General features: G+C 74.2%; 12 protein-coding genes. All 12 read right to left on the bottom strand.

The window, feature by feature from the left end; all coding sequences use genetic code 11:
* Positions 1-2: 2 nt before the first annotated feature.
* From SNE206_RS18640 to SNE206_RS18585, 12 genes are read right to left on the bottom strand one after another with little or no spacing between them, the layout of a single operon-like run.
* Positions 3-2,153, bottom strand: coding sequence for a glycogen/starch synthase (locus tag SNE206_RS18640; RefSeq protein WP_407914529.1), 2,151 nt, complete (start codon positions 2,151-2,153; stop codon positions 3-5).
* Positions 2,154-2,181: 28 nt separating this feature from the next.
* Entirely contained in the window at positions 2,182-2,724 is a 543-nt protein-coding gene (locus SNE206_RS18635) for an NUDIX domain-containing protein (RefSeq protein WP_407914528.1), read from the bottom strand.
* Positions 2,721-3,623, bottom strand: coding sequence for a sugar nucleotide-binding protein (locus SNE206_RS18630; protein WP_407914527.1), 903 nt, complete (start codon positions 3,621-3,623; stop codon positions 2,721-2,723). The genes SNE206_RS18635 and SNE206_RS18630 overlap by 4 nt, the downstream gene beginning before the upstream one ends.
* The gene (locus SNE206_RS18625; protein WP_407914526.1) at positions 3,620-4,648 is read right to left on the bottom strand and encodes an ROK family protein; all 1,029 of its coding nucleotides are present in this window, start codon (positions 4,646-4,648) and stop codon (positions 3,620-3,622) included. The genes SNE206_RS18630 and SNE206_RS18625 overlap by 4 nt, the downstream gene beginning before the upstream one ends.
* Entirely contained in the window at positions 4,641-5,747 is a 1,107-nt protein-coding gene (locus SNE206_RS18620; protein ID WP_407914525.1) for a sugar phosphate nucleotidyltransferase, read from the bottom strand. Before SNE206_RS18620 ends, SNE206_RS18625 begins: the two co-directional genes overlap by 8 nt.
* Positions 5,740-7,845: a glycosyltransferase gene (locus SNE206_RS18615; protein ID WP_407914524.1), complete on the bottom strand. Its 2,106-nt coding sequence runs from the start codon at positions 7,843-7,845 to the stop codon at positions 5,740-5,742. Before SNE206_RS18615 ends, SNE206_RS18620 begins: the two co-directional genes overlap by 8 nt.
* Before the next feature lie 5 nt (positions 7,846-7,850).
* Positions 7,851-9,380 (bottom strand): hypothetical protein, encoded by a 1,530-nt coding sequence (locus SNE206_RS18610; RefSeq protein WP_407914523.1) that lies wholly within the window; start codon positions 9,378-9,380, stop codon positions 7,851-7,853.
* A gap of 3 nt (positions 9,381-9,383) precedes the next feature.
* The gene (locus SNE206_RS18605) at positions 9,384-10,190 is read right to left on the bottom strand and encodes an ABC transporter permease (protein ID WP_407914522.1); all 807 of its coding nucleotides are present in this window, start codon (positions 10,188-10,190) and stop codon (positions 9,384-9,386) included.
* Positions 10,187-11,002: an ABC transporter permease gene (locus SNE206_RS18600; RefSeq protein WP_407914521.1), complete on the bottom strand. Its 816-nt coding sequence runs from the start codon at positions 11,000-11,002 to the stop codon at positions 10,187-10,189. The genes SNE206_RS18605 and SNE206_RS18600 overlap by 4 nt, the downstream gene beginning before the upstream one ends.
* A complete protein-coding gene (locus tag SNE206_RS18595; RefSeq protein WP_407914520.1) occupies positions 10,999-12,015 on the bottom strand; it encodes an ATP-binding cassette domain-containing protein in 1,017 nt (338 codons plus the stop codon). Before SNE206_RS18595 ends, SNE206_RS18600 begins: the two co-directional genes overlap by 4 nt.
* Complete coding sequence (locus tag SNE206_RS18590) at positions 12,012-13,313, bottom strand: aspartate aminotransferase family protein (RefSeq protein ID WP_407914519.1); 1,302 nt, start codon at positions 13,311-13,313, stop codon at positions 12,012-12,014. Before SNE206_RS18590 ends, SNE206_RS18595 begins: the two co-directional genes overlap by 4 nt.
* Entirely contained in the window at positions 13,310-13,720 is a 411-nt protein-coding gene (locus tag SNE206_RS18585; RefSeq protein WP_407914518.1) for a cupin domain-containing protein, read from the bottom strand. The genes SNE206_RS18590 and SNE206_RS18585 overlap by 4 nt, the downstream gene beginning before the upstream one ends.
* Positions 13,721-13,807 lie beyond the last annotated feature (87 nt).

The following is a 13,807-nucleotide window of genomic DNA, read 5'->3' as shown; positions in this document are numbered from 1 at the left end:
GTTCAGCTTCTCTCTCGGGCGGTGCCGGCGGGGGCGGTGGACCGGCAGGCGTCGAGGGGGCGCTCGTCCCAGGCGAAGCGGCCGCTGCGCAGCCGGAGCAGGAAGACCAGCGGGCCGGCCGGTTCGGCGGGCAGCACGGTCTCGAACCGGCCGTCGCCGCCGGTGAGCGGGTGCTCTCCGGTCGGCAGCAGGAGCAGCACGCTCTCGGCGTGCGGCAGCCGGTACTCGACGCGGACGCCGCGGCCGGCCGGTTCGACGAGGCAGCGGCGGTCGAGCTCGGCGGCGGTGCCGGTGTCGTCGAGCAGGGCGGTGAGGTCGGCGCAGCGGGCGAAGTCGGCGCGTTCGAGGGCGGCGGCGAGCAGTTGTTCGAGTTCGGGCCGGCCGGCGGGGGCGACCGTCCGGTAGGCCGCGAGGTCGCCCAGGCGCAGGGCGGCGTCGGCGATCTCCCGCCGGTGGGTGATGCGGTCGGTGTCGGCGAGGCTGTCGAACCAGCCGTACTCGGCGGCGCGTTCGGGGGTGAGGCCGGGCAGTACGCCGGCGCTCGCGGCGGCGAAGACGGCCAGCCGGGTGGTGGCGGCGCGGCGCCAGGTGAAGCGGCGGGCGAGCGCGCGGGCGTTGTCGGAGAGCCGGCGGTACTCGGCCGGGTCGTCGCGGTGGAGGCGGGCGGCCTCGCGGATGCGGGCGGTGAGGGCGGCGGTGAGCAGCGGGTCGTCCTCGGTGAAGGAGCGCGGCACGTGGAGCCCGGTGGCGTCGCGGTGCCGGCGCGGCAGGTGGTGGCGGTAGTGGGTGGTGACCTCCTGCGCGGTGGCGATGGGCACCGCGCCGAAGGCCATGAGCTGGCCCTGGGCGATGAGGAAGGAGTCGAGTTCGAACTTCGACGGGAAGAGGCAGAAGTCGGCGGCGACGGCCTCACGGTGGAGGGTGTCCTCGTCGGCCATCGCCCAGTCGAGGTGCACCCGGTCGGGGTGGCGGTCGGCGACCTCCTGGAAGTACGGGTCGCCGGCGGCGACGGTGACGTCGTCGCCGCCCGCCGCGACGGCGCAGCGGACGACGAAGTTGACGTCGGGGTCGGTGGCGAGCACCGCCTCGATGGCGCGGAAGAGTTCGACCTGTCCCTTGTGGTGCACGGAGAAGCGGGCCGAGTGGTAGAAGGTCGGCAGGGCGGGGTCGAGGCCGAGGGAGGTGAGCACGTCGGCGCGGTCGACGGCGGCGGGGTCGCGGGCGAGCCAGCCGTCGGGGACGGCGCAGCCGCCGACGAACTGCCGCTCGGCGGTGCGCCGGACGATCCGGGCGACGGTCAGCTGCCGGAACGCCTCTTCGAAGGGGGTGTCGCGGAGGGTGGAGTAGAAGTCGAGCTGCCCGTGGGTGAGGAAGTCGATCAGGTCGGCGGTGGCGGCGGTGAGGGCGAAGTAGCCGACGCCGTCGGCGTTCTTGCGTTCGGTGAGGTGGGTGCTCGGCAGGTGTGCGGCCATCGCTTCGGCGCGGGCGCCGGCGGGGGGCGGGTCGGTGAGGGCGCCGAGGTCGGTCTCGGTGTCGAACAGCTTGAGGAGCGCTTCGAGTTGGGGCCGGTGGATCTGCTGGTCGATGGGCATGTTGCTGGCCAGGGTGCTGACGACGAGGGCGTTCGGGTCGGCCTTCAGCACGGGGGGCAGCAGGTAGTGGTAGTAGGGCTCGTAGGCCTGGACGACGACGGGTTCGCCGGCGAAGCGGTCGCGCAGGAAGCGCAGGCCGGAGACCTGGAAGACGAGCGGTTTGAAGAAGGCGAGGTCGGTGCCCTCGCTGCTGCGGGCGGGGTAGATGCGCTCGGGCAGGAGGTCGAGGTACTCGTCGGAGAGGAAGTAGAGGTCGACGCCTTCGTGGCGCAGCAGGTGGGCGCGGGTGGTGAGGTGGAGGTCGAGGGCGGGCGGGTGGCCGGGCCAGACGTCCGGGTCGAGGACGAGGGGCACGGTGTGCCGGTCGGTGTGGTCGAGGTCCTCCAGCGGGTAGCGGGCCCGCAGGTGGTCGAGGCAGCCGTGCGCGGGGGTGATCACCGAGACGCGGTGGCCCTGGTCGGCGAACTCCCGGGCGAGGTTCCAGACCAGCGAGGCGAGCCCGCCGCGCATCATGCGGACGTCGAAGCCCACGCTCTCGAAGGCGAATTGGACGATGTGCACCGTCGGCGTTCCTCTCTCTCGTCGCGTGTCAGGCCGGGTCGGCCGCGTGCAGCCCGAGGAGGGCGTGGGCGGCCAGGGTGGCCGCGTCGGTGATCCGTCCGGAGCGGACGAGGTCGCGCCACTGCGCCGGGTCGGCCCAGCGCTGGCGCATGTCGGCCTCCGTGGGCTCGCGTTGGGGCGTGCCCGCGGTGAGGTCCTCGGCGAGGAAGACGTGGCAGCCCTGGCTGGCGTAGCCGTAGGCGACGTGCAGGCGGCCGAGGTAGGTCATCCGGGCGGCGCGCAGGCCGGTCTCCTCGCGCAGTTCGGTGCGGGCGAGTTCGAGCGGGGCGCCGGGGTGCCGGGTCTCGGCCCAGGAGCCCTGCGGGAACTCCCAGTAGCGTCCGCCGACGGGGTAGCGGTACTGCTCGACGAGGTGCACCCGGCCGTCCTGGCGGGGTACGACCAGGGCGTAGTCGGGTTTGTCGACGACGCCGTAGCGGCCGGGGCTGCCGTCGGCGTGCTCGATGTCGTCCTCGCGGACGCTCATCCACGGGTTGCGGTAGACCTCGCGGGAGCGGACGGTGCGGATCACGGGGCGGCCTCCAGCAGGGTGCGGACCCCCTCGGCGACGCCGCGTACCCGCAGGCCGTGGGCGGCGAGCAGGGTGTCGAGGCGGTCGCTGGTCAGGCAGGTGTTGGCGGGGCGGCTGGCGTAGCGGCCGGCGGCCCGTGGCACCGGCCGTACGCGGCTGCGGGGCAGGCCGAGGCCGTCGGCGACGGCCTGGGCCCAGGCGGCGCGGGAGATGCGGTCGGGGCCGCCGAGGTGGAGCAGCGGGGGTGTGCCGGCGGTGAGGGCGGCGGCGGTGACCGCCGCGACGTCGTCCACGAGCACGGGGGTCGTCCACTGGTCGTCGGGGGCCTCGACGGTGTCGCCGGCGCGCAGCCGGTGGGCGCAGGAGGAGAAGAAGTTCAGCCATTTGCCGCTCTCGGGCGGCTCCCATCCGTAGACGAGGCTGACGCGGAGCACGGTGGTGTCGGGGGCGGCGCGGACGACGCGTTCGGCGCGGAGTTTGGCGCGGCCGTAGGCGTTGGCGGGGGCGGTGGGGGTGGATTCGTCGTTGTGCGGCGAGGTGCCGTCGAAGACGTTGTCGGTGGAGACGAGCACGGTGCGCAGGCCGGGGGCGGCGGCGGTGAGGTTGGCGGCGGCCGCGGTGTGCAGGGCTGCCGCGTGTTCGGGGTTGGCCTCGCACCAGGTGACGTCGGAGGGGCCGTGCACGAGCACCAGCCGGTCGGGCCGCACCCGGTCGACGGTGCGGGCGCAGGCGTCGGCGTCGGCGGCGTCGAGCGGCACCCAGTCGAGCGGCACCCAGGGGCCGGCCGGTCCGGCGGGCGGGCGGCGGGAGGCGAGGACGGGGCGGTCTCCGGCGGCGGCGAGGCGGGCGGCGACGGCGCGTCCGACGAAGCCGCTGCCCACGATCAGGGTGCGGGTCATGCGACCGTCACCGCCTGCCGGGCGGCGCTGCGGGCGGCGAGGAGGCGTCCGGCGCCGATCAGGCCGTGGTCGTCGTCGGGTGCGCCGAGCACGACCATGCGGCGGATCTCCTCCGTGGTGAGGCCGAAGCAGCCGAGGCGTTCGATCTCCTCGGTGAGGAGCCGGGCGAAGCGGGGGCCGACGGCGAGGGCGAAGCCGCCCATGAGGACGAAGCGGCGCACGCCGATGGAGGTGAAGACGGAGGTGACGGCGGAGGCGAGGTGGGCGAGGCCGCCGCGCAGGACGGCGGTGGCGAAGGGGTCGTCGGCGCGGATCGCGGCGACGAGGGTGCGGTTGTCGAGCAGGTCGGCGGCGGGTGCGGCGAGGCCGAGGTAGGAGCGGGCGTAGCCGTCCGGGTCGGCGAGGGCGGCGCGGCGGGCGGCGGCCTGCAGGCCGCGGCCGGAGGCGATGCCGCCGAGGTGGCCGCGGCCGCCGCAGTCGCAGAGCGGGGCGTGCGGGGAGGGGTCGCACGTCCAGTGGCCGAGTTCGCCGCCGTGGCCCTCCGGGTCGAGGAGCACCTCACCCGCGCGGTAGACCTTGCTGCCGATCCCGGAGCTGACGGTGATCAGGCAGAACGGCTGCTCGCCCGTGCCGGTGACGTAGCGCCAGACGGCGGCGGTGAGGTCGTTGACGACGACGACGGGCAGGCCGAGGCGTTCCTCCAGCCGCAGGCGCAGCGGCAGCGGGTCGCCGCGTTCGCCCCAGACGGTCGGGGCGGTGACGACCCGGCCGTCGGCGGTGACGGGGCCGGCGAAAGCGACGGCGAGCGCGGTGCTGCCGTGGCGTCCGACGGCTTCGGCGGTGAGGTCGGCGAGCTGGCGCACGACGCGGTCCTGGAGTTCGGGCACGGGGGCGCCGGGGTGGCGGGCCATGCCGTCGGTGGGGGTGCGGCGGATGTCGGTGAGGGCACCGGTGCCGGTGTCGTAGCGGGCGGTGCGCAGGGTGGTGCCGCCGAGGTCGGCGACGGTGAAGGCGGGTTCAGACACGGGCCTCTCCCCGGGCGTACGGTGTCTCCATCTGCTGGACGAAGCCGTCCTCCAGGACGATCGCGGAGTCGATCGCGGCGCCGTCCGGCACGGTCGCGCCGGGCAGCAGGACGCTGCGGGTGACGTGGGCGCCGGCGCCGATGCGGACGCCGGGGAAGGCGACGCTGTGCGCGAGGCGGCCGTGGTTGACGAGGTCTGCGGGGACGATGCTGCGTTCGACGCCGGGGGCGTCGGCGACGAGGCTGCGCGGCACGCCCGGGGCGAGGGTGCGGGGCAGCCGGGCGAGCGGCAGGGCGGGCCGGTCGCCGAGGAGGGCGAGGTGGGCGCGGTGGTAGCGGTCGACGGTGCCGATGTCCTCCCAGTGGCCGTGCACCTCGTGGCCGAGGATGCGTTCGCCGCCGGCGAGCATGGCGGGGATGACGTCGCGGCTGATGTCGTGCTGCCAGTCGGTGCCGTCGAGCTGTTCCAGGTAGCGGTGGAGCACGGCGGCGTCGAAGACGCAGAACGCGGCGAAGACGAGGTCGCTGGTCGGGTCGGCGGGCTTTTCGACGAAGCGGGTGAGCTGTCCGCCGGCGTCGAACTCGACCATGCCGAAGAGGTGCACCCAGCGGCGGTCGATCCGCTGGTGGGCGACGGTGAGGGCGGCGCCGGAGGCGCGGTGCCGGGCGATCAGCGGGCCGTAGTCGTAGCGGTAGACGTGGTCGGCGTGCAGCACCAGCACCTCGGAGGTGCCGGGCCCGAAGACGTACGGGGCCTTGCGGATGAGGGCGTCGGCGGTGCCGCGTTCGGGCGGTCCGGCGGGCGGTGGCGGGCGGTGGCCGGTGCCGTCCCGGTAGGCGCGGTCGTACGGGCCGAAGTGCACCCGGAAGCCGGGGCGCCGCCAGGTGCGGTGGAGGTCGTCCATGAGCTGCCGTTCCTCGTACTGGGAGAGGAGCAGCACCTCGTCGAGGCCGGAGTCGGCGGCGTTGGCGAGGGAGAAGTCGATCAGGCGGCAGGACCCTCCGAAGGGGACGAGGGGCTTGAGCCGGCCGTGGCCGAGGCGGCCCATCCGGCGGCCTTCGCCGCCGGCGAGCAGCACGGCGCGCACTCCGTCAGCCATGGCGCACCACGTCCCAGGTGGTGCGGCCGCCGGTGAGGGTGAGCAGGAGGTGGAGTTCGGTGCCGGTGGCGGGTGCTGCGCCGGTGAACTCGTCGCCGTGCTTGTCGAGTTGCCGGACGGTCACGGTGCGGCGGCCGGGGCCGGCCGGGGCGGGTTCGACGAGTTCGACGCGTTCGGCGTGCGGCAGCCGGTAGGTGACGCGGCCGCCCTCGACGGTGCAGCGGCCGTCGAGCCGGGCGCGCAGCGCCGGGTCGCTGTCGGCGGTGCGGGCGCAGCGGGCGAAGTCGGCGCGGGCCCAGGCGGCTTCGAAGAGTGCGCGGGTGGTGGCCGGGTCGGGTGCGTGGCAGCGGCGGTGGGTGTCGGCGTCGCCGAGGCGGAGCGCGGCGGCGGCGACGGCGTCCCGGTCGGTGGTGTACGCGTCCTCGGGCAGCAGGTCGAACCAGCCGTGGCGGAGGATCGGTTCGGTGCGCAGCACGGGGCGGCGGCCCTCCCACAGCGGGGTGAACGCGTCGAGGTGCAGCCGGGCGGCGCGCTCCCAGGTGAACTGCCGGGCGTTGGCGACGGCGTTGGCGCGCAGCCGCCGGTACTCCTCGGGCTGCTCGTGCAGCAGGGCCGCGGCCTGGTGGATGCGCCGGGCGAGGGCGTCGGCGAGCAGCGGGTCGTCCTCGGTGAAGGAGCGGTCGACGGCGAAGCCGGTGGCGGTGGCCGCGCCGGGGCCGGTGAGCGGGTCGGCGGTGTGCCCGAAGTGCGCCATGCCGAGCTGGGCGGTGGCGATCGGGACGGCTCCGGCGGCCATCGCCTCGCCCTGGGCGATGAGGAAGGTGTCCATCTCGAACTTCGACGGGAAGAGGCAGTAGTCCGAGGAGGAGGCGTACTCGGCGATCCGCCGTTCGTCGACGCGCTGCCACTCCAGGTGGACGCGGTCCTTGTGCCGGGCGGCCACGTCGTGGACGTACGGGTCGGGGATGCCCTCGTCGCTGATGCAGCGCAGCACGAAGTTGGCGGCGAGGCCTTCGGTCAGCACCCGGTCGACGGCGCGGAACAGCTCGACCTGGCCCTTGTGGTTGACCGCGTAGCGGGCGTTGTGGAAGAAGGTCGGCAGGGCGGGGTTGAGGCCGAGGCCGCCGAGCACGGCGGCGCGGTCGACGGCGGGCAGTTCGCCGCCCGTCCAGGTGTCGCCGACGGCGCAGCCGCCGACGAAGCTCTTGTGGGCGTTGCGGCGCACGGTGTCGTGGACGGGCAGCCGGGTGAAGATCTGCTCGAACGGCGTGTCGGCGAAGTCGGTGTAGAAGTCCTGGTGGCCGGGTGAGAGGAAGTCGACGAGGTCGGCGTGGTCGGCCACCAGGTCGTAGACGCGCACGTGGCCGGGCCCGTACTCGTAGTGCAGGTGGGTGTGCTGCTGGTAGGTGCTCATCACCTGCTCGTGCTCGGTGAGCGGCAGGCCGGCGTCCTCGGCGGGCAGGGTGACGTCGGCGCCGAGGAACTCCAGCAGGCGTTCCACCTTGGGGCGGTAGACCTTCTTGGTGATCGGCATGTTGCTCTGCACGGTGCCGACGACGAGCTTGTCGGGGTCGTCGCGGAAGGCGGCGGGCAGCAGGTAGTGGTAGTACGGCTCGTGGGCGTGGACGACGGCCCTCTCGCCGGCGAAGTGCGCGCGGACGAAGCGGATGCTGTCGACCTGGTAGGCGAGGGGCTTGAAGAAGACCAGGTCGTGGCCCTTGCTGGAGTAGGGCGGGTAGAACCGGTCGGGCAGTCGGTCGAGCAGGTCGTTGGAGAGGAAGTACAGGTCGACGCCTTCCAGGCGCAGCCGGTGCGCGGTGGTCGTCAGGGGGATGCGCACCTCGGCGGGGAAGCGGTCGCCCCAGGTCTGCGGGTCGAGCACGAGCGGCAGTTCGTAGCTGTCGCGGTGGTCGAGGGTCTCCAGGTCGTGGTAGCGCCGCAGGTCGTCCAGCCGGCCGTGGGCGGGGGTGACGATGGAGACGCGGTGGCCCTGGTCGGCGAGGGCCCTGGAGAGGTTCCACAGGTAGACGGACGTGCCGCCCTGGATGAGGCGGTGGTCGAAGCCGCCGCAGTCGAAGTAGGTCTCGATGATGTGCACGGGTCTCAGTCCTTCGCCCTGGTGTCCGGCCGGCCCTCGGGGGCGGGCGGGGGTGCGGTGTCCGGCCGGGCCGTGTCCGGCGTTCCGTCGGGTGCCGCGGCGGCCTCCACCGCGTGCCGCAGGTTGATGGCGGCGTGGTAGCCGCGGTCGTGGGCGTACGCGTGGTCGAGTTCGTGGATCAGGCGGCGCAGCCGGAAGAGCCGCCAGGCGGGGTGGCCGGCGAGGGGCTGCGCGTCGGTGATCAGGAGGCCGCCGATGCGGGCCGCCCAGAGGCGGGCGGCCTCCTGCAGGCGGGCGAGTTCGGCGAGGTCGTGCGGGGTCCAGCCGGGGGTGTCGGGGCGGGCGCCGGCGGCGGTGAGGAGGGCGGTGCGGCAGGTGTCGTCGGGGTCCTTGCCGAGGACGTGCGCGGCGCGGTCGGTGAACTCGTCGGCGGTGAAGATCTCCAGGCCGCGCTGGAGGGCGGCGAGGTCCTGCCAGGGCGACTGTGCGGTGGCGGGGTCCGCCGGGTCGGGGTGCGGGGTGGAGAGGTCGATGACGCACAGCTCCCAGCTGCCGTCGGGGAGTTCGCGGCGCAGCAGGTGGGAGAGGTGGAGGTCGCCGTGGCCGGGTCCGGCGGGCCAGGGCTGCGGCGGTGCGGCGGCGACCAGGGCGAGTTCGCGGTCGAGGCCGGTGACGGCGGCCCGGCGGACGGCGCCGGGGTGGCGGTCGTCGCCGAGCAGGTGCGGGCGCAGTGCGGCGATCCGCGCGGCGGTGTCGGCGAGGACCGCCCGGACGGGGAACTCGGGGTGCGGGCCGAGCCGTTCGGCGAGGTCCTGGTGGAAGGCCCGCAGGAACCGGCCGGTGTCGCGCAGCGGGGCGACGAGCGCGCGCTGGGACGCGGTGACGGCGGTCCGCGGGTCGGCGCCGTCCTGCAGGAGCGGCCAGAGTGCGCGGATGCCGTCCCGCAGCGGCACGTTGAGGCCGTCGCCGGCGGCGTAGCGGTAGAGCACGCCGAGCGGGTCGCGGCGGCCGGTGGCGGTGTCGACGTAGGTGTACTCGCCGGCGGGCTGCTGGGTGCGTCCGCCGGGGGCCATCAGGCGGAGCAGTTCGGGCTCGCGGGTGCCGGTGCCGATGCGCCGGTACGTCTTGTGGGCGTGCGCGGTGCCGCCGAGGTCGAGCAGCGAGAGGGTGTTGGAGGACCAGCCGGGGTCGAAGGGCAGCTGTCCCCGGAACTCCGGTGGTGTGCCGTCGAATTCGACGAGGTTGCCGCGCCGGGTGGGCAGGCGCAGGCCGTCGCGGAGGGCCTGGACGACGAGCCGGTCGAAGTCCTTCGTGCGGTCGGCGGGGCGGCCGGGGTCGTCGGCGGCGACAGGCACGAACCAGCGGTCGGTGCCGCCGCCGGCGGGGGCGACGAGCAGCAGGCGGACGGGGCCGAGGACGGCCTCGTCGAGGAGGTCGAAGCCGGGTGCGCGGCGGGCGGTGCCGTCGGTCCAGGCGGCGCCGCGGAGGAGTTCGACCGTGGCGGGCGGGGGGCTGCCGAGCAGCAGGGTGTCCAAGGTTCAGCTCCCGGTCATCTCGTAGCGGTCCACGCCCCGGTGCCAGACCAGCAGGGCGGTCGCCGCCAGGGCGGCGGTCACCACGGGCAGCCACAGCAGCAGTCCTGTCCGCCCGAAGAGCAGGTAGGACGCGGGGACGTAGGCGGTGAAGGCGTAGGGCAGCAGCCAGGTGAGCAGCCACCGCAGGGAGGGGTGGTACAGGTCGAGGGGGTAGCCGGAGAAGTCGCCCAGCTGGTTCGCCGAGTAGAGGGCGGGGAAGCTGCTGGTGGTCCAGAAGGCGAGGGCGGCGAACGTGGTCTTGATCGAGGCGAGGATGACGGCGCCGCACAGCGCGAGGAGCGGCAGCAGCAGGAGCTGGCCGAGGGTGAGGCCGACGGGCAGGCAGCTCGCGGCGTACCAGAGGATGGCGATGCCGGTGAGGAGTTCGCCGAAGCCGTCGGGGTAGAGGAAGCGCTCGGAGAGCACGGCGTAGAGCGGGTGCACCGGGCGGATCAGGTAGCGGTAGAACTCGCCGGACTGCACGAGCCGTTGGGCGAGGATCCACAGCTGGTCGGTGAAGAGCCGGTCGAGGCCGCGCGGCAGCAGGGAGAAGCCGATCAGGAAGAGCACCTGGTGGTAGTTCCAGCCGGCGACGAGCGGCACCTGCCGGAAGACCATGGAGACGACGGCGAGTTGGCAGCCGACCCGGAGCAGCAGGCCGCCGGCGCCGAGCAGGAAGTCCACCCGGTACTCGGTCAGCCGGCTGAGGCTGACCACGCTGAGGTGCCAGGTGAGCCGGGTGTAGCGCAGGGTGGTGGCGACCGGTGTCATCCGCCGAGCACCTCCAGCCGGCGTACGGCGGAGCGCCACGCGAGCGCGGCGAGTCCGGTCAGGAGGGCGGCCCACGTGGCCTGGACGGCGAGGATGCCGGCCGCCCCGGCGGGCCCGGTGTAGTGGCCGAGCAGCAGGCGCAGCGGTCCGTCGACCATGCCCTGGAAGGGCAGCACGTGGGCGACGGCGGCGAGCGGGCCCGGCATGAGGGCGAGCGGCACGACCTGGCCGGCGAAGAACGCGACGACGCCGTCCTTGATGATGCGCACGCCCCAGATGTTGGTGGTGACGAAGGCGGCCAGGCCGACCAGCAGGTTGACGGCGAAGCCGATGACCAGGGAGAGCGCGGCGGAGACGGCGAAGAGCACCGCGCCGGCCCAGGTGGGCGTGGTGAGGGGCAGCAGCAGCGCGTACAGGGCGACGACCGGCGCGGCGACGAGGGCGGCGTTGGCGAGCGAGACGGGCAGGCCGGTCGCGAAGCGGGTGAGCGGGTAGTGGACGGGCCGCAGGAGGGAGACGGCGATGTCGCCGCGCCGCACCTCCTCGGAGACCTCCTGGTCGACCCGGTTGGCCTGCAGCAGCGCCAGCATCTGGGCGAGCAGCACGTAGGTGGTGAGCTGCGGCAGGTCGTAGCCGCCGGGCAGGGCACCGGTGCGGCCCGCGTACACGGCGCGCCACAGGAAGACCTGCAGGCCGACGGCGGTGGTGGCGGTGACGGCGTTGACGAGGAAGGTGGAGCGGTACTGCAGCAGCGCCTGCAGGCTGCCCGCGGCGAACGGCGTGTACCGGCGCAGGCCGGCGGCGGCGGTCACACCAGCACCTCCGCGGTTTCGGGGCGGCCGGTGTAGATGCGGCGCAGCACCGTCTCCAGGTCGGGTTCGGGGGCGACGCAGTCGACGAGGTCGAAGTGCTCCAGGAGGAAGCCCATCACCTGCCGGGCGGACCAGCGGCCGACCGGGTAGTCGATGCGGATCCGTCCGCCGTCGGCGGCGCGGGCGGTGACGCCGGGGAGGCTGCTCTCGACGAGGGTGACGGCCTCGGCCGTGCCGGGGCCGTCCTGGTGCTCGAAGACGACCGCCCGGGTGTCGGCGGTGCGCAGCAGCTCGTGCATGCCGCCCTGGTGCACGACCTCGCCCCGGTTGACGACGAGCACCTGGTCGCAGATCGCGGTGATGTCGCCGATGTCGTGGCTGGTCAGCATGACGGTGGTGCCGAGTTCGGCGTTGACGTGGTTGACGAGTTCGCGGACGGCCTCCTTGAGCACGAGGTCGAGGCCGACGGTGGGTTCGTCGAGGAAGACCACCGCCGGGTCGTGCAGGAGGCTCGCGGCGACCTCGGCCCGCATCCGCTGGCCGAGGCTCAACTGCCGTACGGGGGTGGTGCCGAGGGCGTCGAGGTCGAGGAGCCGCCGGTAGAGCTCCATGTTGCGGTGGTACACCGTGTCGGGGATGTCGTAGATGCGGCGCAGGATGCGGAAGGAGTCGGCGACCGGCAGGTCCCACCAGAGCTGGCTGCGCTGGCCGAAGACCACGCCGATGTTGGCGGCGTTGCGCTGCCGTTCCCGGTACGGTTCGAGGCCCGCGACGAGGCCGCGGCCCGAGGTGGGGCTCATGACGCCGGTCAGCATCTTGACGGTGGTGGACTTCCCGGCGCCGTTGGCGCCGATGTACGCGGCCTTGACGCCGGCCGGGATCTCGAACGACACCCCGGAGACGGCGCGGACGATGCGGTGCTCGCGGCTGAGGAGCGTGCCGAGGCTGCCGAGCAGGCCCGGCCGGCGCTCGTACACCTTGAACTCCTTGACGAGGTTCTCGGCGACGATCATCGGGTGGCCTCCGTGACGCGTTCGACGGCCCGGCCGAGGAGGGTCACGCCTTCGTCCAGGAGGGCCCGGTCGATGGTGAACGGCGGGGCGAGCCGGATGATGTGGCCGCCGATGGAGGTCCGCAGGCCGAGGTCGAGGGCGGTGAGGTAGACCGCGCGGGCGATGTCGGGTGCGGGCTCGCGGGTCTCCCGGCTGCGGACGAACTCCAGTCCGTGGAGCAGGCCGAGCCCGCGGACGTCGCCCAGCACGTCGAAGCGGGCGTGGAGTTCGGCGAGCCGCTCGCCGAGCAGTTCGCCGAGGCTGCGGACGTTGTCGATCAGGGTGTCGCGGGCCACCACCTCCAGGGTGGCGCGGGCGGCGGCGATGCCCAGCGGGTTGTTGGCGTAGGTGGAGGCGGTGGAGCCGGCCCGCGCCGCGTCGGGGTGGCGCAGCACGTCGGACCGCCCGGCCAGCACGGCGAACGGGAAGCCGGAGGCCATGCCCTTGGAGAGGGCGACCAGGTCGGGTTCGAGGCCGAACTGCTCGCCGGCCAGGAAGGTGCCGGTGCGTCCGCCGCCGGTCAGCACCTCGTCGGCGACGAGGAGCACGCCGTTGTCGCGGCACGCGTCGCCGATCTGCTCCCAGTAGCCGGGGGGCGGCACGATGACGCCGGCGGCGCCGAGCACGGGTTCGAAGACCAGCGCGGAGACGTTGGGCTTCTCGGCGATGTGCTTGCGGACGAGCGTCGCGCAGCGCACCCCGCAGGAGGGGTGTTCGAGGTCGAGCGGGCACCGGTAGCAGTACGGGGAGTAGCCGAGGATGCTGTTGCCGGCGTGCGCCTGGTTGCCGATGTCCCAGTGCACGAGCATGCGGGCGCCCTGGGTCTTGCCGTGGAAGCCGTGCCGCAGCGCCCCGATGCGGTTGCGGCCGGGTTCGGCGACGGCCTGCACGGCGCGCAGGGCGGCCTCGACGACCTCGGCGCCGGTGGAGAAGAAGCCGTAGGTGTCGAGCTGTTCGGGCAGCAGGCGGGCGAGGAGGTCGCAGAGTTCGGCGCGGCCCGCGGTCGAGAAGTCGTGGACGTTCCAGAGCCGGGCGGCCTGTTCGGTCAGGGCGGCGACGACCTCGGGGTGGCAGTGGCCGAGCGACTGGGTGAGGGTGCCGGCGGCGAGGTCGATGTACTGGTTGCCGTCGAGGTCGGTGAGGACGGCGCCGCGGCCCTCGGTGAAGACCCGGCGGCCGAGCGCGGACTCCTCCGAGGCGCCGGGGGCGAGGTGGGCGGTCTCCCGGGCCAGCAGGTCGAGCTGGCGGGGGCCGGTCACTGCGCGCCGCCCAGCGGGCCCATCTCGAAGACCAGCAGCTGGAGGTCGTCCTCCGTGTCGTTGGCGAGCGCGTGCTCGCCGTACGGGCGGTTGGTGACGACGTCGCCGGCGCGCACCTCGAACTCCTCGGTGTCCAGGGTCATCCGGCCGCGGCCGGTGAGGATCACGTACGTCTCCTGGTCGTCGGCGTGCCGGTGCAGGCCGATCGAGGTGTGCGGGGGCAGCACGACGAGGTCGATGAAGGCGATGCCGGCCGGGGCGCCGTCACGCCGGTAGGCGCGGTGGGCGTGGATCGTGCCGGTGCCGCCGTGGTCCGAGGTCACCGCGCGGAGGAGTCCCTCGTGCAGGTTGGAGACCCTGCTGCGGGTCACGCCCCGGGCGGGCGGCGGAGGTTCGGCGAGGCTCATCGGTGCGGCTCCTGTGGGACGACGGCAGGCGGCGTGCGGCAGACGGCGCGCGGCAGACGGACGGACGCGGCGTGCGGTCCGGCAGCG

This window comes from Kitasatospora sp. NE20-6 (genome assembly GCF_045862635.1).
Note: the sequence above shows the minus strand (reverse complement) of the source record. Positions and strands in the feature narration are given on the sequence as shown.